Below are 23,248 nucleotides of genomic sequence, written 5' to 3' on the forward strand. Positions count from 1 at the left end.
CCGTGACTTTTACCACGGTAATTCTCCCCACACCTTTTCAATATCCTCCATCAATTTCACAACTGTTTTAAGTTCCACCTCGCTATAGTTGTTTAAAACTGAAAAGATTGATTTTTCAATATATTCTTGTTGCTCCTTATGGATTTTAAAAATTTCGATGCCTTTTTCCGATAATCTCAAATATTTATTTTTCCCATTATTCGGATCAAAATCAAAAACAACTAAATTTTTTTGAATCAATCTCCTAACACTTTGAGTTATTGCACTTCTTGAAACTTCTAATAATTCAGATAATTTTACTAGATTTAAGGGCTGATTTTCCCCAATCACAACAATCAAATGTACCTCATTCAAAGTAATGGATTTGTCAACACCACTTTTATGTTGATTTTTTTTTAACTGGTCAAACGCTAAAATAAATCTATTGAAACGATTATTAAATGCAATAAATTCTTTTTTATCCATAATCTCTCTTTCCTTTGTTAATCATATTAACAAAACAGAAACTTCCTGTCAAATAAAAAATCCCCCAGATTCTACTCTGAAGGACTCCTATCTTATTTCACAACAATATTAACGAGTTTATTCGGTACCGCAATTACTTTCACGATTTCCTTACCGTCAATTTCTGCTTTGACTTTTTCGTCAGCCAGAGCAATTTCTTGCAATTCTTCTCGTGATAGGTCTTTAGCGACCATGAGTTTGGCACGGACTTTACCTTTGATTTGGACGACAATTTCGATTTCGTCTTCAACCAATTTGCTTTCGTCCCAAGTTGGCCAAGCCACATAAGAGATTGACTCACCTGTTGCTGCAACTGTTTGCCAGAGCTCTTCTGCCAAGTGAGGCGCAAATGGTGCAATCAATTGGATAAAGCCTTTGGCGTAGTCTGCATAAAGCTTGTCTTCCTTGTTAGCTGCATTGACAAAGACCATAAGTTGGGCAATGGCTGTGTTGAATTTGAGGGATTCGATTTGTTCTGTGACAGCTTTAACAGTTTCGTTGTAAACTTTGTCAAGAGCGCCATTGTTTTCCGCAGCTATTTCTTTACTTGTAATCAAGCGGTAAACACGGTCAAGGAACTTACGGCTTCCTTCCAGACCTTCTTCTGACCAAGCAATCGAAGCATCAAGTGGTCCCATAAACATTTCATAAACACGAAGGGTATCGGCACCGTATTGTTCCACCACATCGTCAGGGTTAACCACGTTCTTGAGCGATTTAGACATCTTAGCTGGCGCTTGCTCTAACTCTTCACCTGTTTCTACATGGAAGAAGGAACCGTCACGTTTTTCAACCTTGTCAGTCGCCACAAGAGCCCCACGGTGGTCACGGTAGCTGGTTCCCAAAATCATCCCTTGGTTAAAGAGTTTTTGGAATGGTTCCTTAGTTGGAACAACACCGAGGTCATAGAGGAATTTGTGCCAGAAACGAGCATAAAGCAAGTGAAGAACGGCATGCTCTGCACCACCCACGTAGATATCTACTGGCAACCATTGTTTGAGGAGCTCCTCATCGGCCAATTTCTCAGTATTGTGCGGGTCAATATAGCGGAGGTAGTACCAGCTTGAACCTGCCCATTGTGGCATTGTGTTGGTCTCGCGACGACCCTTAACGCCATCTTCACGAGTCACTTCAAGCCAGTCTGTCAAGTTAGCTAGCGGACTTTCTCCAGTACCTGAAGGACGGATGTCCTTGGTTACAGGCAAGACAAGTGGCAATTCATTTTCAGGAACAGCTGTTGAAGTTCCATCTTCCCAATGAATAATAGGAATTGGCTCACCCCAATAACGTTGGCGGCTAAAGAGCCAGTCGCGGAGACGGTAAGTAACCTTCTCTTGTCCACAGCCTTTTTCTTCCAACCAAGCCACAATCTTAGCAATAGCGTCTTCTTTGTTCAATCCATCTAGGAAGTCTGAATTGACATGAGGTCCATCTTCTGTGTAGGCAGCTTCTGCTACGTTTCCACCTTCAAGTACTTCTACGATTGGAAGGTCAAATTGGTTGGCAAATTCCCAGTCACGCTGGTCATGGGCAGGAACAGCCATGACAGCACCTGTTCCATAACTAGCAAGAACATAGTCCGCAATCCAGATTGGAATTTCCTTGCCATTAACAGGGTTAATAGCATAAGCACCAGTCCAAACTCCTGTTTTTTCCTTAGCAAGGTCGGTACGAGCCAAGTCAGACTTGAGACTAGCTTGATGTTTGTAGTCTGCTACAGCCTCTGCTTGCTCTGGGCTTGTGATGGCGTCAACCAAGTCATGCTCAGGAGCCAAGACAGTGAAAGTAGCACCGAAAAGGGTGTCAGGACGAGTCGTAAAGACTGTGAATTCCTTGTCTGTTCCCTTAACTTTGAAGGTTACATTGGCACCAGTTGATTTACCAATCCAGTTGCGTTGCATGTCCTTGATAGACTCTGGCCAATCCAACTCATCCAAGTCATTAAGCAAGCGTTCTGCATAGGCTGTAATTTTAAGCATCCATTGACGCATTGGTTTGCGGACAACAGGATAGCCACCACGCTCAGAAGTTCCATCAGGAAGAACCTCTTCGTTGGCGATGGCAGTTCCCAATTCTTCAACCCAGTTTACTGGCACTTCCGCTTCATAGGCCAAGCCCTTTTCGTAAAGCTTAGTGAAAATCCACTGAGTCCACTTGTAGTAGTTTGGATCTGTTGTATTGACTTCACGATCCCAGTCGTAAGAGAATCCAAGCGCATTGATTTGGCGTTTGAAGTTAGCAATGTTTTCAGCCGTAAATTCCGCTGGGTCATTACCAGTATCCATAGCGTATTGCTCTGCAGGCAAACCAAAAGCATCCCAACCCATTGGGTGAAGGACATTGTAGCCTTGCGCACGTTTGTAACGGCTGAGGATATCTGTTGCGGTATAGCCTTCTGGGTGTCCCACGTGCAGACCCGCTCCAGACGGATAAGGGAACATGTCAAGCGCATAAAACTTAGGTTTTGATGCATCTGTTCCTGTCTTAAATGTATGATGTTCTGCCCAGTAGCCCTGCCACTTAGACTCGATTTCTTTATGATTGTAAAAACTCATGGTCTCTCTCCAATTTTGTGATGTTACTATTATACCATTTTTGAGGGAATTTGGTCTCGTTCTATTCTATACTTTTCTATTTTACCTTGCTCTAGAATTTTTAAACTGCTATACTTATAACAGAAAACCCTTCCAAGGAGGTAGCAGATGTCTCATTCCTTTAAAAAATCTCTCCAAAAAGAAATTCTCCATCGAAGCTCTATCGCAGCCTTTATAACCTCTCTTTTACTACTCATTTTACTTTTTGGTTTTTCCTATTTTTTACAAAAGCAACAACTCTCCAAAGACACGAGACAGATTGTCAAACAAGTTCAAGAGATGAAAGAAGCAAATAGTGAACTCCTAACCACTATGAACTATAAAATGATTCCTGGATTTTTGGACGGCAAACACACAGAACGAGAAGTATTTAGCTTATTTTACGAGACAAAAGCTAAATTAAAACTTAGTTCTGACCTCATTATCCTAAGTGATACAGGTGAATTACTATTTAGTACCAATAGAAATCATCAAGAAAGTATTTTATCACCCTACTATCTAAAACTGCTCATTCAAAATCCTTCTCATGATAAAGTTACAGAAAAAATTGCACTCTCTTCAGACAAGCAACACTACACACTCTTTATCAAACCACTACTTCAAAACCAACGAGTTAAGGCTTATACTATTGCTTTCGTAAATGAGAATGATTTCATCTCAAGTTTCCCAATGATAAATTCTAAATACATCATTACCGATAACTTTGGAAATATGTTTTCCAACAATACAAATCAATTTACTCGTTCCACTCTTGAAAAATTTGATGAAAAACTCCTACACTCTCGCACCCACTGGTATGCGAACGAACCGCTTATTGTTCAAAAAGAAAAAGTCGGTGCTATTTTTTCAATCTATACTTTTCAATCCTTTTTTCCCATTCCTAGCTTACTTGGTCTAGCCTCCATTCTCACCTTATGTATATTCTTCCTCTACTTCTGGCAAGCAAGACGAATTGCTCATAAGATTGCTACACTCAACGCTGTTCCTATTGAAAGCTTAGTTTACCAACTTCAAGAAATTCCCAAACAAGCAGAAAAAAGGCTCTATCTACAAACAGGTGATGAGTTTGAGTTTATGGCCGAAAAAATTAATAATATGTTGTATGAATTAGATCAACTTCATCAGAAAATGTTGACCATCGAAAAAGAAAAGTGGATTTTTGAAAGAAAAATGCTGGAAGCTCAGTTCAATCCTCATTTTCTCTACAATACACTTGAGACGATTAAAATCACTTCTTTAATGGATGCAGATCTCACACAAGATCTGATTCAAAACCTCACGCGCATTCTTCGCTACAGTATCACCGATTTAGAAAAAGAAACAACCATTTGTCAGGATTTAAAGATTATAGAGGATTACCTTATTATTCATAAGATTCGTTTTGAGCACTTTTCTTATGATATTGTCTGTCCAGAAACTGTCGATAATCAGCCTATACCTAAGCTTTTCTTGCTTCCTCTCGTAGAAAATGCTATAAAATATGGGATGCAATACCGTATTGATCTTCATATTGATATCCAAATTACCTTGGAAGAAGATTCTCTGACTTTTTTGGTCAAGGATAATGCCGGAGGGCTCACAAAACAAGAGCGACTCGCTATTTTAGACTCTTTAGAAAGCCCTCATACCCAACATGGCATTGTTAACAGCTATAAACGATTGAGTAATTTCTTTTCTGATGTCCAGCTAGATTTAGGAGTCAATCGCCAAGGAGAAACTTGGGTCAAATTTGTAACGAAAGGACTAACTCATGTTTAAGCTCATTATTGTAGAAGATGAACATCTCATCCGAAAATGGCTAGAGATTGCCGTAGACTACTCTGCCTTAGGCATCCAAGTCGTAGGAACTGCCAGTCACGGTCAAGAGGGAATGAAACTCATCCAAGAAAAAGAACCTCATATTGTCTTAACAGACATCACAATGCCAATTATGGATGCTTTTATGATGTTCGAAGCCACTCGTACCCTTTCTTATGAAAAAGTTATCTTATCAGGTTATAACGATTTTCAAAATGCAAAAAAAGCCATGCAATATGGAGCAGTTGATTTCTTATCCAAACCAATTGATACCAAGGAGTTGACAGAATGTCTTCAAAAAATTGTTTTGCGATTACGAGTTAGCACTTATCAAGAAACTCCTTTTTTAGAAGAATATCAAACTTTACTCACCTCTATCCAACAAATTGATACACAAAACCAAATCATTCAGCAAATTCTTGAATTTGTGCACCAACACTACTGCATGCACTTTACCATTTCTACCATTGCAGATAATCTAGGATACAGTGAAAGCTATCTATATAAGGTTATCAAAGAAGACTTCCCAATGACGCTAAATGAATATATCTTACGCTACCGCCTCAAGCAAGCTATAGATAAAATGGCTGAGTCCCCCAATTCCCCCCTAAGCGATATCTCTGAACAAGTTGGATTTTCAGACTATAAATATTTTGCAAAAGTTTTTAAAAAGTATCTCCATATTTCTCCAAAAGAATTAAAACTTATGGATAAAAATCATTGATGTAAAAGGATTGCTCAACTCTAGCAATCTTTTTATTTTGTACTTTTACCCAATAAAAATCAAAGTGCTAACTACTCAAATCATAGCTTTGAGATCACAGATAAAATGACGTGTTTTGAAGAGTATTACCATCAAAATCTCAGCTACAATTCACCCATCCTTGCTCGAGATACCCATTTCCTATTCCCCGTTTTAGATTTCTTTAAGGTTTTTATTATATCCTGTAGGACTCTACAATTTAAAAACATTAACAATCTAGGTAGAGAAAATGTTCGTAAAAAAAGGAGATACTTATGAAAAAAATACTATTCTTCCTCTCTTGTGGCTGGATATTCCTTTCTTTATCAGGATGTTCTTCATCTATAGAAGCGGAAACTAGCACTGAAAAAGATTCAGATAACACTTTAGTTGTCTACTCGCCTAACCCTGAAGACCTTATCGAAGAAACAATCCCAACCTTCGAAGAAAAATATGGTATTAAGGTTGATTTAGTACAAGCCAGCACTGGTGAATTGTTCAAAAAAGCTGAGGCCGAAAAAGAATCCCCTGTAGCTGATGTCATTTTCGGAGGCTCCTACGCCCTCTTCTCTTCTAACGAAAATCTTTTTGAACCTTATATTTCTCAAGAGAACGACCAGATAATCCCTGAATATCAAAATAAAACCGGATTCTACACGCCTTATACACTTGATGTCAGTGTCATCATTGCCAATTCAGCTCTTACAAAAGATATTAAAATTGAAGGCTACAATGATCTACTCAATCCTAAATTAAAAGGAAAAATCGTAACTGCTGATCCAAGTAATGCTTCTAGCGCCTTTGCTCAATTGACAAACATGCTTGTCGATCAAGGTGGATACGAAAATGAACAAGCTTGGAACTATGTGAAAAATCTATTTACCCTAGTAGATGGAAAGATTGCATCTAGCTCTTCAAATGTTTACAAAGCTGTCGCCGATGGAGAAATGGCTGTAGGACTCACCTATGAAGATCCTGCCTTAAAACTCTTAAATGATGGAGTTGATGTAAAAGTTATTTATCCAAAAGAAGGTACCGTCTTTTTACCTGGTAACGCGGCTATCGTCAAAAATGCCAAACACATGGAAAACGCTAAAAAATTTATCGATTTCCTCCTTTCTCAAGAAATCCAAGATAAGCTAGGAACTGAAACTACAATCAGACCTATTCGTAAAAATGCTAAAACCAATAAAAATATGAAGGCAATGACAGAAATCAAGATTGCCACCGAAGATTCAGATTATGTCATTAAAAACAAATCCACTATTCTTAAAAAGTACAATGATATTTTCACAGATATTCTATCTAAAAAATAAAATTTGATTTCCCAATGATTAACTGTCGCACCCTACTATAAAATCAAAAAGATTGCTTCCGTTTTTGTAGAGAATTTTACTCTAATAGAATAGAATTATCGGTTTTAAAAACGCTTACATTATTTTAAAATAAACTTAAATAACATAACGGAGGTATCCATCATGAAAAAGAAATGGATGTATTATGCTGCTTGCGGACTAGCTCTTTTTGGTCTTGCCGCTTGTTCTTCTAGTGAATCTGCCGATGACAGTTCATCTGATAAAGGAGACGGCGGTTCGCTAGTCGTTTATTCACCAAACTCAGAGGGCTTAATTGGAGCAACTATTCCCGCCTTTGAAGAAAAATACGGTATTAAAGTAGAACTGATTCAAGCTGGTACTGGAGAACTTTTCAAAAAACTAGAGTCAGAAAAAGAAGCTCCTGTAGCCGATGTTATCTTTGGTGGTTCTTATACACAATATGCTACCCACGGAGAACTCTTTGAAAACTATACTTCAAAAGAAAATGATAATGTTATCAAAGAATATCAAAACACAACTGGCTACTCTACTCCTTATACACTAGATGGTAGTGTTTTAATCGTCAATCCTGATTTAACGAAAGGCATGAACATCGAAGGATATAGCGACCTTCTCAAACCTGAACTAAAAGGAAAAATCGCAACTGCTGACCCAGCAAACTCTTCTAGCGCCTTTGCTCAATTAACAAATATGCTACAAGCTCAAGGTGGTTACAAAGACGATAAAGCTTGGTCTTATGTAAAAGATCTCTTCACACTTATTGATGGTAAAATCGGTTCAAGCTCATCTGGTGTCTATAAAGCAGTCGCTGACGGAGAAATGGCTGTTGGTCTCTCTTATGAAGATCCAGCAGTTAAACTCTTAAATGACGGAGCTAACATTAAGGTAGTCTATCCAAAAGAAGGAACAGTCTTCCTACCTGCTAGTGCTGCTATCGTTAAAAAAGCTAAAAATATGGAAAATGCCAAGAAATTTATCGATTTTATTATCTCTCAAGAAGTACAAGATACACTTGGTACAACCACTACTAATCGTCCTGTTCGTAAAAATGCTAAAACAAGCGAAAATATGAAACCAATTGACAAAATCAAAACACTCACTGAAGATTATGATTATGTCATCAAGAATAAATCAGATATTGTTAAGAAATACAACGAAGTCTTCACAGATATCCAATCTAAACAGTAAAAGAGGTTCACTATGAGTGAGATCAAAATTATTAACGCCAAAAAAATCTACCACGATGTCCCTGTTATTGAAAATTTGAACATTACAATTCCAAAAGGAAGTCTCTTTACCCTTCTTGGACCTTCAGGATGTGGAAAAACGACTCTTCTTCGCATGATTGCAGGATTCAACAGTATCGAAGGCGGAGAATTTTACTTCGATGATACAAAAATAAATAATATGGAACCTAGCAAACGCAATATCGGGATGGTTTTCCAAAACTACGCTATTTTCCCGCATTTGACTGTCCGAGACAATGTTGCTTTTGGTCTTAAGCAAAAGAAGGTTCCAAAAGAAGAATTGATTCAACAAACCAACAAGTATCTTGAACTTATGCAAATTGCTCAATATGCGGATCGCAAGCCCGATAAACTTAGTGGTGGACAACAACAACGTGTCGCCTTGGCACGCGCCTTAGCTGTTAATCCAAGTGTTCTCCTCATGGACGAGCCACTTAGTAATCTGGATGCCAAACTTCGCTTGGATATGCGTCAAGCTATTCGAGAAATCCAACACGAAGTGGGAATTACAACTGTTTATGTGACCCACGACCAAGAAGAAGCTATGGCTATTTCAGACCAAATTGCTGTTATGAAAGACGGAGTCATCCAACAAATCGGCCGACCAAAAGAACTCTATCATAAACCAGCTAATGAGTTTGTAGCAACCTTTATCGGACGCACAAATATTATCCCTGCCAATCTCGAAAAACGGAGCGACGGCGCTTATATCGTCTTTTCAGATGGCTATGCCCTTCGAATGCCAGCTCTTTATCAGGCTGAAGCACAAGCTATTCATGTAAGTATTCGTCCTGAAGAATTCATTAAAGATGAATTTGGAGATATTGAAGGAATTATTAGCGATAGCGTCTATCTTGGACTGAATACTGAATACTTCATCGAAACAGGATTTGCCTCAAAAATTCAAGTTAGCGAAGAATCAACTTTTGAAGAAGATCTACAAAAAGGCGATCGTATTCGTCTACGAATCAATACTCAAAAATTAAACGTCTTTTCTGCAGATGGTTCCCAAAACCTGATAAAAGGAGTCAACCATGGAACGTAAAAAACTAAATATTTGGACAGCCTCCTCTTTCTTCATCTTTCTTACCTATCTTGTCTTTCTGGTTTATCCTATCGTTACCGTGCTCAAGCAAGCACTCATACATGAAGGACAATTCTCACTAGCTAATTTTGTCACTTTCTTTAGTAAAGCTTACTACTCTGAGACACTTGTCAACAGTTTCAAGGTCTCCATTACCGCTACTGTCACTTCCTTAGTTGTAGGAACCCTATTAGCTTATCTTTTTTCCATGTATGACTTCAAGGGAAAGAAATTTCTACAAATATTGATTATCATTGCTTCCATGTCAGCTCCTTTCGTGGGAGCCTACTCCTGGATTCTCTTGCTGGGACGAAATGGGGTCATCACAAAATTCATGACAAATACTCTTCATCTTCCAGCTATTGATATTTATGGATTCAAAGGAATTGTACTTGTCTTTACACTGCAACTATTCCCACTGGTATTTCTATACGTTGCTGGGACAATGAAAAGTATTGACAATTCTCTACTTGAAGCTGCTGAAAGCATGGGGTCCTTCGGATTTAAGCGTATCGTAACGGTTGTTTTACCTCTCCTAGTTCCAACCTTACTAGCTGCTGCCCTGCTTGTGTTTATGAGAGCATTCTCAGATTTTGGAACGCCTATGTTGATTGGTGAAGGATATCGGACTTTCCCCGTCTTGATTTATACCCAATTCATTAGCGAGGTTGGAGGAAATTCTGCTTTTGCATCTGCTTTAGCAATTATGGCGATTATCATTGCCTTGGCAATCTTCCTTATCCAAAAATACATCTCAAACCGCTACAGTTTCAGCATGAATTCGCTCCATCCAATTGAGCCTAAAAAAACTACAAAAGGAAAAATGGCTGCCATTTATGCAACAGTCTACGGAATTATCTTGTTCTCTGTTCTACCTCAAGTCTACTTGATTTATACTTCTTTCCTAAAAACATCAGGTATGGTATTTGTCAAAGGTTATTCTCTAAACAGTTACAAGGTAGCTTTCAATCGTATGGGATCTGCTATTTTCAATACTATTCGTATCCCTTTGATTGCCTTAGTTCTAGTTGTCCTATTCGCAACATTTATCTCCTACCTAGCCGTTAGAAAACGGAATTTGTTTACAAACTTAATTGACAGCCTCAGTATGGTCCCTTATATTGTACCCGGAACTGTTCTAGGGATTGCCTTCATTTCTTCCTTCAATACCGGTCTATTTGGAAGTGGATTTCTTATGATTACAGGAACTGCTTTCATCTTGATTATGTCTCTATCTGTCAGAAGATTACCGTATACTATTCGCTCATCTGTTGCTAGCTTGCAACAAATAGCACCAAGTATTGAAGAAGCTGCTGAAAGCTTAGGAAGTAGCCGTCTCAATACCTTTGCCAAGATTACAACTCCAATGATGCTATCTGGTATTATTTCTGGAGCTATCCTATCTTGGGTTACAATGATTTCAGAACTCTCTACTTCTATCCTCCTCTACAATGTCAAAACAAGAACAATGACTGTAGCCATTTATACAGAGGTTCTCAGAGGGAATTACGGTGTAGCCGCAGCCTTATCAACTATCCTGACTGTTCTAACAGTAGGTTCCTTGCTCTTGTTTATGAAAATCTCTAAAAGCAATAGCATTACACTTTAGTTTTCCCCATCAAAAACAGCCGAAAGGATTACTTCGGCTGTTTTTTCTTATTTTGATATTCCTACTAGATTCCTAGTTCATTGCAAGCAAGTCTAGACTAATTAAATAGAGACTTCCTCCATCTTCTCACGTCCTAGTTGTCGGTAACTACTGTCACCGACAACTTCTACGCTAAACTGGCCGTCCTCATATTCAAGTATCGTCACGCTACCATTATCGAGACCATGCGGATGCATGCCATTAATCAGATACACAATGGTTCCAATGGTCATTCCGTGGCTCACGACTAGGGCATTGCCCCCACCTTGCTCTTCCATTTCTTTGGCAATCGCTTCAAAACCTTCCTTGATTCGGCCACTGAGTTTTTCCCATCCTTCAGCCCAACCAGCTGTATCGACCTCTACCAACCCCTCAGCCAGTTCAGCATAAGACAATTGGTGAACATGATCCACATTAAAGATACGAGGAATAATGCCCATGAAAAGATCACCATCATAAGCTCCGTCAAAGCTACCAAAACACCATTCTCTGATACGTTTGTCCATGCGATAAGGGATTTTCCCCTGCAAACCAAGTTCTTCAAGAATAATTCCCATTGTCTGAATGGTGCGGCCAGAATCACTGGAATAAGCGCGATCAAACTGTAGACCAGATTCTCGCAAACCGATTCCTAATTCTTGAATCCCTCGCTCACCTTCAGCTGTTAAGGGAGTATCGCTCCAACCTTGCGCTCGACCAATCGTGTTAAACATGGTCTTACCATGACGTACCAAATACAATCGTACTTTTACCATTTTCCGTCCTCCGTTTGCTTCTATTATATCATGGATGATAAAACAAAAGCCACCCATACAGGCGACTTTTGCAGGAGATTATTATGAAAAAGTTTAGGAGTTCTATTAAATAAAGATATTAGATGAAAATCAAATTCAAACTAAATCAGAGTTATCTGTTTCAAATAATATTAGGAGGTCTTTATTTAATGATTATAGTATACACACCTAACCTTAAATAGAACTTAAAATTTCTCCTATTTTCTTAATTTTTAAAACTATGAATTGGTGCTGGGATTTGTCCTCCACGAGAGATGAAATCAACAGACGAAGCCCCATTGACTTTCATAACTGGAGCTGTACCAAGAAGACCACCAAATTCAATCATATCGCCTTCTTTTCCTTTTGGAATGATACGAACAGCTGTTGTTTTCATGTTAATGACACCAATTGCAGCCTCATCTGCAATCATAGCCGCAATGGTTTCAGCAGGTGTATCCTCCGGAATGGCAATCATATCCAAACCAACAGAACAGATAGCCGTCATGGCTTCTAGTTTTTCTAAATTAAGAGAGCCATTTTGCACTGCAGCAATCATTCCTTCATCCTCTGAAACAGGGATAAAGGCACCAGACAAACCACCAACTTGGTTGCAAGCCATAACTCCGCCCTTCTTAACTTGGTCGTTCAAGAGAGCCAAGGCAGCCGTCGTTCCATGCGTACCAACTGTCTCTAGCCCCATTTCCTCAAGGACACGTGCCACAGAGTCTCCAACTGCAGGTGTTGGTGCCAAACTCAAGTCCACAATACCAAACTCCACACCCAGTCTCTCACTGGCCATTTGACCAACCAATTGACCGATACGAGTGATTTTAAAGGCAGTTTTCTTGACTGTTTCTGCTACTACATCAAAGCTCTGTCCACGAACTTTTTCCAAGGCACGTTTCACCACACCAGGACCAGAAACTCCGACATTGATGATAACATCTGCCTCCCCAACACCATGGAAGGCACCCGCCATAAATGGATTGTCCTCAACAGCATTAGCGAATACAACCAACTTAGCTGCCCCCATATCAGATAGAGTTGCCGTTTCCTTGATAACTCGTCCCATATCTGCGACAGCCGTCATATTGATACCAGACTTGGTTGAGCCTATATTGACTGACGAGCAGACCTTATCCGTTTCAGCCAAAGCACGAGGAATAGAATTGATAAGAATCTCATCTCCCTTTTGATAACCCTTTTGTACCAAGGCTGAAAAACCACCAATAAAGTCCACACCAATCTCTTTCGCAGCCTTATCAAGTGCTTTTGCCAGAACCACATAGTCTGTCGCATCTGTCGCCGCCCCAATCAGAGAAATAGGAGTCACCGATACACGCTTATTAACGATTGGAATCCCCAACTCAGCCGCAATTTCATCGCCAACAGCCACTAAATTAGCTGCCTTGGTCCTAATCTTTTGATAAATTTTCTCCGCAGCACGATTGATATCCGGATCGATACAGTCCAATAGGGAAATCCCCATGGTAATAGTTCTGATATCGAAGTTTTGCTCCTCAATCATGGAGATGGTTTCAGTAACTTGTCTAATATCCATGATAACCTCCTAGATATTATACATAGCTTCGAAAATCGCTGCACTCTGAATGTTGATTTTCACATTCAAAATTTGCCCAAAAGCTTCAAATTCATTACGAAGACGTGTAAAATCTTGCTTTTCATCACTAGAGACGACAGCCATCATCGTGAAATATTCATCCAAGACAGTTTGAGAGATATCATCAATATTCAAACCCAATTCTGCTATTTTACCAGAAACACCTGCAACAATTCCAGATTTATCTTTACCAACAACAGTTATAATCGCTTTCATAAGCAAACTCCAATTCTTCTTTTAATAGGAAACCTGAACATTAAACAGGATTCTTTTCAAATAGTATAGCATAATTCTAACTAAAATACTCAAAAACGCCTGCTTACGAAGTTGTTCTTAAGAAAAAAACAATTTCGTAAACAAGCGTCTACTATCCCAACTTATGATGAGTGTTCCCGCTAGGACCGAGATCCTAGCGGTAGACCAGAGCTAGACTAAGAGCACAAGACTCCATCATCATAACACTCAACAAAATTGATGATTTTATACTAATTCGATGATCGCCATTGGCGCTGCATCACCACGACGTGGTTCAGTTTTAAGGATACGAGTGTATCCACCGTTACGTTCAGCATAACGAGGTGCAATTTCTGAGAACAATTTTTGAAGTGCTGTAGTAGAAGTGTACTTATCAGTTGCTTCATCATAGTTTTCAGATGCGATTTCATTACGTACGAAAGCAGCTGCTTGACGACGTGCATGCAAATCACCACGTTTACCTAGAGTAATCATTTTTTCAACAGTTTTACGGATTTCTTTAGCACGAGCTTCAGTTGTCACGATTGATTCGTTGATCAAAAGGTCAGTTGTCAAATCGCGAAGCATTGCTTTACGTTGTGAGCTAGTGCGTCCTAGTTTACGGTAAGCCATTTATTCCTCCTTTATTTATCTTTTACTCCAAGACCCAAATCAATGAGTTTGAGTTTCACTTCTTCCAAACTCTTGCGTCCAAGATTTCGTACTTTCATCATCTCTGCTTCAGATTTTTCTGTCAAATCATGCACAGTATTGATACCGGCACGTTTCAAACAGTTGTATGAACGCACAGACAAGTCCAGTTCCTCAATCGTACGATCCAAAATACGGTCGTCAGATTCAGTATCAGCTTCTTTCATCACTTCAGTTGACTTAGCAATCTCAGTAAGATTTGTAAACAAATCAAGATGTTCTGTCAAAATACGTGCTGAAAGCCCTAAAGCATCTTCTGGAATAATTGTTCCATTTGTCAAGATTTCAAGGGTTAATTTGTCAAATCCATCATTGCTACCTACACGAGCAGGTTCCACTTGATAGTTGACTTTTGTAACTGGTGTATAAATAGAATCTACAGCAAGTGTTCCAACTGGTGCATTATCTTTTTTATTTTCATCAGCAGGTACATATCCACGACCACTGTTAACAGTCATAGTCGCTTTTAGCGAAGAACCTTCACCGATTGTAAAGAGATAATGATCTGGATTTACAATTTCAATATCGCTATCTGTCAAAATGTCACCGGCTGTTACTTCAGCAGGACCTTCAACATCTAGTTCGATGATTTTTTCGTCTTCAACGTACGATTTCACTGCAATTCCTTTAATGTTCAGAATGATTTGCATCACGTCTTCACGAACACCTGGAACTGTGTCAAACTCATGTAACACACCATCAATATTGATAGATGTCACAGCTGCTCCTGGTAGAGAAGCTAGAAGTACACGACGAAGAGAGTTACCAAGAGTTGTACCGTAGCCACGTTCAAGTGGTTCGATTACAAACTTGCCATAATCTTTATTTTCATCAATTTTTGTTATATTTGGTTTTTCAAACTCGATCATTTAGTTACTCCCTCTTAAACGAAAAGCAGTGTAATGCGATGATTATACACGGCGACGTTTTGGAGGACGAGCACCATTGTGTGGCACTGGAGTCACATCACGAATTGCTGTTACTTCAAGACCAGCGGCAGCAAGCGCACGAATAGCTGACTCACGACCAGAACCTGGACCTTTTACAGTAACTTCAACTGATTTAAGACCGTGTTCTTGTGCAGATTTAGCAGCAGCTTCAGAAGCCATTTGAGCAGCGAATGGTGTAGATTTACGAGAACCTTTGAAACCAAGAGCACCAGCTGATGACCAAGCAATTGCATTACCATGCACATCAGTAATCATAACAATAGTGTTATTAAATGTAGCGTGAATATGAGCAATACCAGATTCGATATTCTTTTTCACACGACGTTTACGTGTTGGTTTAGCCAAGACTTTTACCTCCTATATTATTTTTTCTTACCAGCAATCGCAACAGCTTTACCTTTACGAGTGCGAGCGTTGTTTTTAGTGTTTTGTCCACGGACAGGAAGTCCACGACGGTGACGGATACCACGGTATGAACCGATTTCCATCAAACGTTTGATGTTCAAGTTTACTTCACGACGAAGGTCACCTTCAACTTTGATTGCATCCACTTCACGACGGATAGCATCTTCTTGATCTGATGTGAGATCACGTACACGAACATCTTCTGAGATTCCAGCAGCAGCCAAAATTTTCTTAGATGTTGCAAGTCCGATACCATAAACATAAGTCAATGAGATTACTACGCGTTTGTCATTTGGAATGTCAACTCCAGCAATACGAGCCATGTTTTCTCCTTTCTATCTTATCCTTGACGTTGTTTGTGTTTTGGATTTGCTGGGCAAATTACCATAACACGACCATTACGACGAATAACTTTACAGTATTCGCAAATTGGTTTGACCGATGGTCTTACTTTCATTTCTTATCCCTCCAAGTTTTTCGATTATTTAAAGCGGTAAGTGATACGTCCACGTGTCAAGTCATATGGACTCATTTCGACAGTAACACGATCTCCCGCTAAAATACGAATATAGTTTTTACGAATTTTACCAGAAACTGTTGCTAAAATCTGATGTCCATTTTCAAGTTCAACCGTAAACATTGCATTCGGCATTGTATCAACTACTTTGCCTTCAACTTCAATCACATCGTCTTTTGCCACGCAAAAGCACCTCCATAAATTTCGATTCGATGCCTCTAGACACAGAGACAACAATTATAAGTCAGACTATCTCAGTATAACATTTGTAGCGGATTTTTGCAAGTGTGAAAAACGCTTTATTTCAAATTTGTCAATACTTTTTCGATATCTGAGAAGACATCATTGATATCTTGATTACCTTCGATGTCATGAACCAAACCTTTGGCACGGTAGTGAGCAATGATTGGTTCCCCTTGAGCAATATTCACATCCAAACGACGTTTGACTGTCTCAGGCTTATCATCTTCACGTTGGTAGTAATCTTCTTCTTTATAGTCAACTGGTGGGTTAAAGACCTTGTGGAAAGTTTCTCCAGTTACGCGGTGGATGATACGACCACTCAAACGTTCCAAGAGGCTATCTGGATTCACTTCTATGTTGATAACACCTTCTAGTTCGATGCCAAGTTCAGCCAATGTTTTGTCCAAGGCATGAGCTTGTTCGATTGTACGTGGGTAACCATCCAACAAGAATCCTGTTTCTTTAATATCATCTTGTGAAAGACGTTCTTTTACGATTCCATTTGTAACTTCGTCAGGAACCAATTCACCCTTGTCAATGTATGACTTAGCAAGAACACCCATTTCAGTTTGATTTGCCATTGCAGCGCGGAACATATCACCTGTTGAGATATGTGCAACATGGAATTGTTCTACGATTTTTGCTGCTTGAGTTCCCTTACCTGCACCAGGTAAGCCCATAATCAAAAGATTCATGATTTGATCTCCTTATTTTATTTTTAAATAGAAGCAAAAAGTCTTTTCACCCCTATTTAAAAACAAAATAGAAGAGGGGAGACCAAACTCTCACTAATGTTAGAGTTAAACCTCCACTCCCTCAGCATTTACTGACTCAGTAAATACTTTTATTCTGTTCTGTCCATGAAACCAACATACTTACGTTTCAATAGGTAACCTTCCAATTGCTTGATTCCTTCGATACCAGTAGAGATAATGATCAAGAGACTTGTTCCACCAAAGGCAACAACATCAGAAAGACCAAATACATCTTTAGCTGCAATCGGCAAAATGGAAATCACACCAAGGAAGAGGGAACCAACAGTTGCAAGACGACGAAGAAGTTTAGACATATATTCTTCTGTACCTTTACCAGGACGAACTCCATGGATATAAGCACCGCTCTTTTGTAGGTTCTCTGCCACTTTTTCAGGATTAATCTGTACAAACGTATAGAAGAATGTAAAGAGAATAATCAATAAAGCATACATAGCAATACCGGTTGGTGAAGTTGTTGCCAGCATTTCTTGTGCTGTTCTTACCCAAGCCCAATCATGACCTGTAGCGCTCAAAAACTGAAGAATAGCCGCAGGCGCTGCAGTAATCGAACTTGCAAAGATAACAGGGATAACTCCAGCAGGGTTTACCTTCAAAGGAAGGTAAGAGCTAGATGGAGCACCTTGTGCAACCTTAGTATATTGGATTGGAATTTTGTATTCTGCTTGTTGAACATATGTTGTTAAGTAAACAATCAACAAGACAGCGATAATCAAAATAACGACAAAGATAATGGATAAATTCAATCGACTACTTGGAATATTAACAAAATAGTCCACATAGATACTTTGAATCATCTCTGGAATTGAAGCGACAATCCCGGCAAAGATAATCATGGAAACGCCGTTTCCGTATCCCTTATCTGTAATTTGTTCACCTAGCCATGTTACAATCATACTACCCGCTGTAAGGACAATCCCAATCATAACAAACACTTGTGGTGTCAAGTCAGTCGTTAATAATTTAGCACCAGATAAAGTATTAAATCCGGCAGTTATACCAATCGACTGTACAAAAGCTAGTACAAGAGCGATATAACGTGTTGCTTGATTTAATTTTCTTCTCCCCACTTCTCCTTGTTTACCCCACTCTACAAATTTAGGTAAAATATCCATCTGCAAGAGTTGAACAACAATTGAAGCAGTAATATACGGACTAACACCAAGTGCAAAAACTGAAAAGTTTTTCATAGCATTACCTGAAACCAGACTAAGCATATTCAAGAATGATAAACCACTAAGGGCTTCCAAACTTTTTGCGTTTACACCTGGAACAGTGATACTAGTACCGATACGAAAAACAAGAATGATGAAAATAGTAAAAAATATTTTGGATCTTACTTGTTTAACATTGAGAGCTTCTTTTAATAATTTAAAAAACATAGGTCACCTCTCTTAGATGACTTCTACTGAACCACCTTTAGCAGTGATAGCTTCTTCAGCTGATTTAGAGAATTTAGCTACTTTCACAGTCAATTTCTTAGTCAACTCACCGTTACCAAGAATTTTAATACCTGATTTTTCAGCTTTAACAATTCCTGCTTCGATAAGAACAACTGGAGTAACTTCAGCACCATCTTCAAAGACGTTCAATTGGTCAAGGTTCACAATTGCGTATTCTTTAGCGTTGATGTTAGTGAATCCACGTTTTGGAAGACGACGGAACAATGGAGTTTGTCCACCTTCAAAACCAAGGCGAACTCCGCCACCGCTACGAGCTTTTTGACCTTTTTGACCACGACCAGATGTTTTACCGTTACCTGATGAAGTACCACGACCAACGCGGTTACGTACTTTACGAGAACCTTCTGCAGGTTTCAATTCATGAAGTTTCATTTTTATTTTCTCCTCTTTTGTAAAATGCTAGCGCCGATAAGGGAGAAAAGGTTGTCTCCCCCATCAACTCGCCTATACGACGTCATCATAGATGACTATATCTAGTTTTAGGGGATGGTATAGTGCACATCCCCTAAAAGTTCATTAGTTTACTTCTTCAACTGTTACCAAGTGAGATACTGCAGTGATCATACCACGGATAGCAGCGTTATCTTCTTTAATAACAGAGCTGTTCAATTTGCCAAGTCCAAGTGCTACAACAGTTTTACGTTGTGATGGAATGCGTCCGATTGGAGACTTAGTCAAAGTAATTTTAATTTGAGCCATTTTATCCCCTTTCTTATGCCAAATCAGAAACTGAAATACCACGAAGAGCAGCAACTTCTTCAGCGCGTTTCAATTGTTTCAAACCTTCAACAGTTGCGCGAACAATGTTGATTGGAGTGTTAGAACCAAGTGATTTAGATGTAATATCTGCCACACCTGCCAATTCCACAACGGCACGAACTGCACCACCAGCGGCAACTCCAGAACCTTCTACAGCAGGTTTCAACAATACTTTAGCTCCACCGAATTCTGAAAGAACTTCGTGTGGGATTGTTGTTCCAACCATAGGAACCTCAATCAAGTTTTTCTTAGCATCTTCTACTGCTTTGCGGATTGCTTCTGGAACTTCTTGAGCTTTACCAGTACCAAATCCTACGCGACCGTTGTGGTCACCAACAACAACAAGAGCTGCGAAACGAAGACGACGTCCACCTTTAACAACTTTTGTAACACGGTTGACAGCAACTACGCGTTCTTCTAATTCAACTGCATTGTCTTTAAATGCCATTTTCTAGTGTCCTCCTATTAGAATTTCAATCCGTTTTCACGAGCTGCATCAGCCAAAGCTTTCACACGTCCGTGATATAGATATCCACCGCGGTCGAACACCACTTCTGAAATACCTTTAGCGTTTGCACGTTCTGCAACGAGTTTACCGACAGTAACGGCTTGTTCAGTTTTAGTTCCTTTTGAAACTTCTTTGTCAAGAGTTGAAGCACTTGCGAGCGTTACACCCGCTACGTCATCAATCACTTGAGCGTAGATGCCTGTATTAGAACGGAATACGTTCAAACGTGGGCGATCAGCAGTTCCAGAGAGTTTTCCGCGAACGCGACGGTGGCGTTTTTGGCGGAGTTTGTTTTTATCTGGTTTAGAAATCACAGTTTTCACCTCTTTAGTTTTAAATCGTGTGCTATGCACTAAGTTGGAAAATAGGTTGGTGGTTAAAATCAACCACTCAACATTATTTACCTGTTTTACCTTCTTTACGGCGAACGAATTCACCAACGTAACGGATACCTTTACCTTTATATGGTTCTGGTGAACGAAGGCTACGTACGTAAGCAGCTGTTTGACCAACTACTTCTTTTGAAATTCCGCTAACAACGATTGTTGTTGGGTTTGGAAGTTCAAAAGTAATTCCTTCTGGAGCTTCAACTTCGTCTGGATGAGATTTACCAACAGCCAAAACAAGTTTAGATCCTTGAAGTTGTGCACGGTAACCAACCCCGCGCATTTCAAGTTCTTTCTTGAATCCTTCTGATACACCAACAACCATGTTGTTCAAAAGGGCACGAGTAGTTCCGTGGATAGTTTTCATTTCTTTTGAATCATTTGGACGGTGAAGAGTTACTTCAGTACCTTCCACACGGATTTCAATATCTTTTGAGAACTCACGAGTAAGTTCTCCTTTAGGTCCTTTTACAGTTACAACGTTGTCATTGTTAGTGATTTCTACACCAGCAGGCAACACGATAACTTTATTACCAATACGTGACATGTTTATTTTCTCCTGTTAAATTGTCAGGCCAGAATGGCCAGTTTTCACGGGGTTAAATCGATTCCTCGATCTAAAGGAACATTTAGGTTTCAATTTCAAAGTGAATCTAGGCATCGTCTCGCAGGCATAACTTTGGGTTAGGCAAGAGACGATAACGAAGAGTCACAAAGAAATTGGGAGCTAAATATTACCAAACGTAAGCGATAACTTCTCCACCAACATTCTTTTGGCGTGCTTCTTTATCAGTAAGCAAACCTTCAGAAGTTGAAAGGATAGCAATTCCAAGTCCGTTAAGAACTTTTGGAAGGTCTTCACGTTTTTTGTAGACACGAAGTCCTGGTTTAGAAACACGTTTCAAGTTAGTGATAACTTTTTCACCATTTGGTCCGTATTTAAGGAATACACGGATGATGCCTTGTTTGTCATCTTCGATGATTTCAACGTTTTTTACAAAACCTTCGCGTTTAAGGATTTCAGCAATCCCTTTTTTGATGTTTGATGCAGGTACTTCAAGTACTTCGTGTTTAGCTTGGTTAGCATTACGAATACGAGTTAGGAAGTCTGCGATTGGGTCAGTCATAACCATTTTGTTTTTCTCCTCTTACTAGTAGTTTGCAAGTTGCACTTGCTAGTTAATACATGATACAAAGAGCGTAACAGCAAGAGCAAAAATAGGCAATTTGATGCAGGAGCGATGCTCCAAAGAAAATTGGTCTTTTTTGCCAAAGCTGTAGCTCGTGTTCAAATTGGCAAGCCCAACTGAACCCGGGCTAAACTCTGTGTGAAAAAGATAAACTTTCCTAGAAACTTCAGTTTCTTCGTCAAGTTTCCTATTTTCACTTAGAGTTTTGACGCTCTTGATATCTTAAATTACCAAGATGCTTTGGTAACGCCTGGGATTTGTCCTTTGTAAGCTAATTCACGGAAGCAAACACGGCAAAGTTTAAATTTGCGGTAAACTGAATGTGGACGACCACATTTTTCACAACGAGTATAAGCTTGAGTAGAGAACTTCGCTGGACGTTTGTTCTTAGCAATCATTGATTTTTTAGCCATTAGATTTACCTCCTATATTATTTTGCAAAAGGCATTCCAAGGCCTGTAAGCAATGCACGTGACTCTTCGTCAGTGTTAGCAGTTGTTACGATAACGATGTCAAGACCACGAGTTTTGTCAACGTCATCGAAGTTGATTTCTGGGAAAATCAATTGTTCTTTCACACCAAGTGTGTAGTTTCCGCGTCCATCAAATGATTTTGTTGGAACACCGTGGAAGTCACGTACACGTGGAAGTGAAACTGAAACCAATTTATCCAAGAATTCGTACATACGTTCACCACGAAGGGTAACTTTTGCACCGATCGCAACACCTTCACGAAGACGGAAGCCGGCGATTGATTTTTTAGCTTTAGTGATAAGTGGTTTTTGACCTGAGATAAGTGCCAATTCTTCAGCAGCTTTTTCAAGGCTTTTAGCGTTTGATACAGCTTCACCAACACCCATGTTCAAAACGATCTTATCTACTTTAGGCACAGCCATCACTGATGAGTAGTTGAATTGTTCTGTCAAAGCAGGAACTACTTCATTAAGATATTTTTCTTTTAAACGATTTGCCATTATACTTCTCCTTTCCTTCGTGATTAATCAAGCACTTCGCCTGATTTTTTGTTGTAGCGAACTTTTTTACCGTCTACAAATTTGTAACCAACACGACCAGCTACACCATTTTTGTCCAAAACTTGAACGTTTGATACGTGGATAGCTGCTTCTTTCTCGATGATACCACCTTGAGGAAGTTCGTTAGTTGGACGTTGGTGTTTCTTAACGATGTTAACACCTTCAACGATAACTTTGTTTACTTTTGGAAGGGCAGTAAGGACAACAGCTTCTGTTCCCTTATCTTTACCAGCGATTACGCGAACTTTGTCGCCTTTTTTTACAAACATTAGGTTTCTCCTTGATTTTTCTTACGCCCATAAGGGCACCCTGGAGGTAAATCCAGGGGACTAGTTTGTTTCTAAAAATTAAAGTACTTCTGGAGCAAGTGACACGATCTTCATGAAGCCACCTTCACGCAATTCACGTGCAACTGGGCCAAAGATACGTGTTCCGCGAGGAGTTTTGTCTTCACGGATGATAACTGCTGCGTTTTCGTCAAATTTGATGTATGAACCATCAGCACGACGAGCACCTGATTTAGTACGAACGATAACTGCTTTAACAACGTCACCTTTTTTAACCGCACCACCAGGAGTAGCTTGTTTTACAGATGCCACGATAACATCACCGATGTTTGCAAATTTACGTCCTGAACCACCAAGAACTTTGATAGTCAAGATTTCGCGAGCACCGCTGTTGTCTGCGACTTTCAAACGAGTTTCTGTTTGAATCATTTCAGTTTTC

29 protein-coding genes are annotated in these 23,248 nt (G+C 39.4%); 6 read left to right on the top strand and 23 right to left on the bottom strand.

Annotation, left to right across the window (positions count from 1 at the left end):
* Positions 1 to 9 precede the first annotated feature (9 nt).
* The gene (locus tag M1G12_RS06340) at positions 10 to 465 is read right to left on the bottom strand and encodes a MarR family winged helix-turn-helix transcriptional regulator (RefSeq protein WP_237447095.1); all 456 of its coding nucleotides are present in this window, start codon (positions 463 to 465) and stop codon (positions 10 to 12) included.
* Between the two features lie 92 nt (positions 466 to 557).
* Complete coding sequence (gene leuS, locus M1G12_RS06345; protein ID WP_237447096.1) at positions 558 to 3,059, bottom strand: leucine--tRNA ligase; 2,502 nt, start codon at positions 3,057 to 3,059, stop codon at positions 558 to 560.
* A gap of 147 nt (positions 3,060 to 3,206) precedes the next feature.
* Here leuS and M1G12_RS06350 point away from each other — a divergent pair, with 147 nt between their 5' ends.
* The 6 genes from M1G12_RS06350 to M1G12_RS06375 all read left to right on the top strand — a co-directional run bounded on the left by M1G12_RS06350 (position 3,207) and on the right by M1G12_RS06375 (position 10,914).
* Complete coding sequence (locus tag M1G12_RS06350) at positions 3,207 to 4,856, top strand: sensor histidine kinase (protein WP_237447097.1); 1,650 nt, start codon at positions 3,207 to 3,209, stop codon at positions 4,854 to 4,856.
* Positions 4,849 to 5,619: a response regulator transcription factor gene (locus M1G12_RS06355; RefSeq protein ID WP_237447098.1), complete on the top strand. Its 771-nt coding sequence runs from the start codon at positions 4,849 to 4,851 to the stop codon at positions 5,617 to 5,619. The genes M1G12_RS06350 and M1G12_RS06355 overlap by 8 nt, the downstream gene beginning before the upstream one ends.
* Positions 5,620 to 5,912: 293 nt before the next feature.
* Entirely contained in the window at positions 5,913 to 6,953 is a 1,041-nt protein-coding gene (locus M1G12_RS06360) for an ABC transporter substrate-binding protein (RefSeq protein WP_237447099.1), read from the top strand.
* 162 nt (positions 6,954 to 7,115) lie between these two features.
* Positions 7,116 to 8,162, top strand: a complete 1,047-nt coding sequence (locus tag M1G12_RS06365) for an ABC transporter substrate-binding protein (RefSeq protein ID WP_000731167.1) — start codon at positions 7,116 to 7,118, stop codon at positions 8,160 to 8,162.
* A 12-nt stretch (positions 8,163 to 8,174) separates the two neighbouring features.
* Positions 8,175 to 9,266: an ABC transporter ATP-binding protein gene (locus M1G12_RS06370; RefSeq protein WP_247949588.1), complete on the top strand. Its 1,092-nt coding sequence runs from the start codon at positions 8,175 to 8,177 to the stop codon at positions 9,264 to 9,266.
* Complete coding sequence (locus tag M1G12_RS06375; protein WP_000440018.1) at positions 9,256 to 10,914, top strand: ABC transporter permease; 1,659 nt, start codon at positions 9,256 to 9,258, stop codon at positions 10,912 to 10,914. Before M1G12_RS06370 ends, M1G12_RS06375 begins: the two co-directional genes overlap by 11 nt.
* Positions 10,915 to 11,015: 101 nt before the next feature.
* Here the strand turns inward: M1G12_RS06375 and M1G12_RS06380 are convergent, their stop codons facing one another.
* From M1G12_RS06380 to rplN, 21 genes are all read right to left on the bottom strand, one after another.
* Positions 11,016 to 11,708, bottom strand: a complete 693-nt coding sequence (locus M1G12_RS06380; protein ID WP_023946791.1) for a histidine phosphatase family protein — start codon at positions 11,706 to 11,708, stop codon at positions 11,016 to 11,018.
* A gap of 244 nt (positions 11,709 to 11,952) precedes the next feature.
* The gene (locus tag M1G12_RS06385; protein ID WP_000354926.1) at positions 11,953 to 13,290 is read right to left on the bottom strand and encodes a PFL family protein; all 1,338 of its coding nucleotides are present in this window, start codon (positions 13,288 to 13,290) and stop codon (positions 11,953 to 11,955) included.
* A 9-nt stretch (positions 13,291 to 13,299) separates the two neighbouring features.
* Positions 13,300 to 13,566: an ACT domain-containing protein gene (locus tag M1G12_RS06390; protein WP_000644120.1), complete on the bottom strand. Its 267-nt coding sequence runs from the start codon at positions 13,564 to 13,566 to the stop codon at positions 13,300 to 13,302.
* A 264-nt stretch (positions 13,567 to 13,830) separates the two neighbouring features.
* Positions 13,831 to 14,217: a 50S ribosomal protein L17 gene (rplQ, locus tag M1G12_RS06395; RefSeq protein ID WP_000331493.1), complete on the bottom strand. Its 387-nt coding sequence runs from the start codon at positions 14,215 to 14,217 to the stop codon at positions 13,831 to 13,833.
* 11 nt (positions 14,218 to 14,228) lie between these two features.
* Complete coding sequence (locus tag M1G12_RS06400) at positions 14,229 to 15,164, bottom strand: DNA-directed RNA polymerase subunit alpha (protein WP_247949589.1); 936 nt, start codon at positions 15,162 to 15,164, stop codon at positions 14,229 to 14,231.
* A 42-nt stretch (positions 15,165 to 15,206) separates the two neighbouring features.
* Complete coding sequence (rpsK, locus tag M1G12_RS06405) at positions 15,207 to 15,590, bottom strand: 30S ribosomal protein S11 (protein WP_001118385.1); 384 nt, start codon at positions 15,588 to 15,590, stop codon at positions 15,207 to 15,209.
* A 17-nt stretch (positions 15,591 to 15,607) separates the two neighbouring features.
* Complete coding sequence (gene rpsM / locus M1G12_RS06410) at positions 15,608 to 15,973, bottom strand: 30S ribosomal protein S13 (protein WP_000090781.1); 366 nt, start codon at positions 15,971 to 15,973, stop codon at positions 15,608 to 15,610.
* Between the two features lie 17 nt (positions 15,974 to 15,990).
* Positions 15,991 to 16,107 carry a 50S ribosomal protein L36 gene (gene rpmJ / locus M1G12_RS06415; protein WP_001808836.1) on the bottom strand — a complete coding sequence of 39 codons (117 nt, stop codon included), beginning with the start codon at positions 16,105 to 16,107 and terminating at the stop codon, positions 15,991 to 15,993.
* Between the two features lie 24 nt (positions 16,108 to 16,131).
* Entirely contained in the window at positions 16,132 to 16,350 is a 219-nt protein-coding gene (gene infA / locus M1G12_RS06420) for a translation initiation factor IF-1 (RefSeq protein WP_001029883.1), read from the bottom strand.
* A 116-nt stretch (positions 16,351 to 16,466) separates the two neighbouring features.
* Entirely contained in the window at positions 16,467 to 17,105 is a 639-nt protein-coding gene (locus tag M1G12_RS06425; protein ID WP_001050436.1) for an adenylate kinase, read from the bottom strand.
* A gap of 149 nt (positions 17,106 to 17,254) precedes the next feature.
* A complete protein-coding gene (gene secY / locus M1G12_RS06430) occupies positions 17,255 to 18,565 on the bottom strand; it encodes a preprotein translocase subunit SecY (protein WP_247949590.1) in 1,311 nt (436 codons plus the stop codon).
* Positions 18,566 to 18,577: 12 nt separating this feature from the next.
* The gene (gene rplO, locus M1G12_RS06435) at positions 18,578 to 19,018 is read right to left on the bottom strand and encodes a 50S ribosomal protein L15 (RefSeq protein ID WP_045605115.1); all 441 of its coding nucleotides are present in this window, start codon (positions 19,016 to 19,018) and stop codon (positions 18,578 to 18,580) included.
* Between the two features lie 144 nt (positions 19,019 to 19,162).
* Positions 19,163 to 19,345 carry a 50S ribosomal protein L30 gene (gene rpmD / locus M1G12_RS06440; protein ID WP_000057241.1) on the bottom strand — a complete coding sequence of 61 codons (183 nt, stop codon included), beginning with the start codon at positions 19,343 to 19,345 and terminating at the stop codon, positions 19,163 to 19,165.
* A gap of 13 nt (positions 19,346 to 19,358) precedes the next feature.
* Positions 19,359 to 19,853, bottom strand: a complete 495-nt coding sequence (gene rpsE, locus M1G12_RS06445) for a 30S ribosomal protein S5 (protein WP_000874204.1) — start codon at positions 19,851 to 19,853, stop codon at positions 19,359 to 19,361.
* Positions 19,854 to 19,870: 17 nt separating this feature from the next.
* A complete protein-coding gene (rplR, locus tag M1G12_RS06450) occupies positions 19,871 to 20,227 on the bottom strand; it encodes a 50S ribosomal protein L18 (RefSeq protein WP_004244055.1) in 357 nt (118 codons plus the stop codon).
* 82 nt (positions 20,228 to 20,309) lie between these two features.
* A complete protein-coding gene (rplF, locus tag M1G12_RS06455) occupies positions 20,310 to 20,846 on the bottom strand; it encodes a 50S ribosomal protein L6 (protein ID WP_000086626.1) in 537 nt (178 codons plus the stop codon).
* A gap of 187 nt (positions 20,847 to 21,033) precedes the next feature.
* Complete coding sequence (gene rpsH / locus M1G12_RS06460) at positions 21,034 to 21,432, bottom strand: 30S ribosomal protein S8 (protein WP_000245504.1); 399 nt, start codon at positions 21,430 to 21,432, stop codon at positions 21,034 to 21,036.
* A gap of 284 nt (positions 21,433 to 21,716) precedes the next feature.
* On the bottom strand, positions 21,717 to 21,902 hold the full coding sequence (locus M1G12_RS06465) for a type Z 30S ribosomal protein S14 (protein WP_001085697.1): 186 nt from the start codon (positions 21,900 to 21,902) through the stop codon (positions 21,717 to 21,719).
* 17 nt (positions 21,903 to 21,919) lie between these two features.
* The gene (gene rplE, locus M1G12_RS06470; protein ID WP_000013542.1) at positions 21,920 to 22,462 is read right to left on the bottom strand and encodes a 50S ribosomal protein L5; all 543 of its coding nucleotides are present in this window, start codon (positions 22,460 to 22,462) and stop codon (positions 21,920 to 21,922) included.
* Positions 22,463 to 22,485: 23 nt separating this feature from the next.
* Complete coding sequence (gene rplX / locus M1G12_RS06475; RefSeq protein ID WP_000497691.1) at positions 22,486 to 22,791, bottom strand: 50S ribosomal protein L24; 306 nt, start codon at positions 22,789 to 22,791, stop codon at positions 22,486 to 22,488.
* Between the two features lie 78 nt (positions 22,792 to 22,869).
* Positions 22,870 to 23,238 (bottom strand): 50S ribosomal protein L14, encoded by a 369-nt coding sequence (gene rplN, locus M1G12_RS06480; protein WP_000616545.1) that lies wholly within the window; start codon positions 23,236 to 23,238, stop codon positions 22,870 to 22,872.
* Positions 23,239 to 23,248 lie beyond the last annotated feature (10 nt).

The organism is Streptococcus mitis (assembly GCF_023110375.1).
Lineage (GTDB): Bacteria > Bacillota > Bacilli > Lactobacillales > Streptococcaceae > Streptococcus > Streptococcus mitis_CI.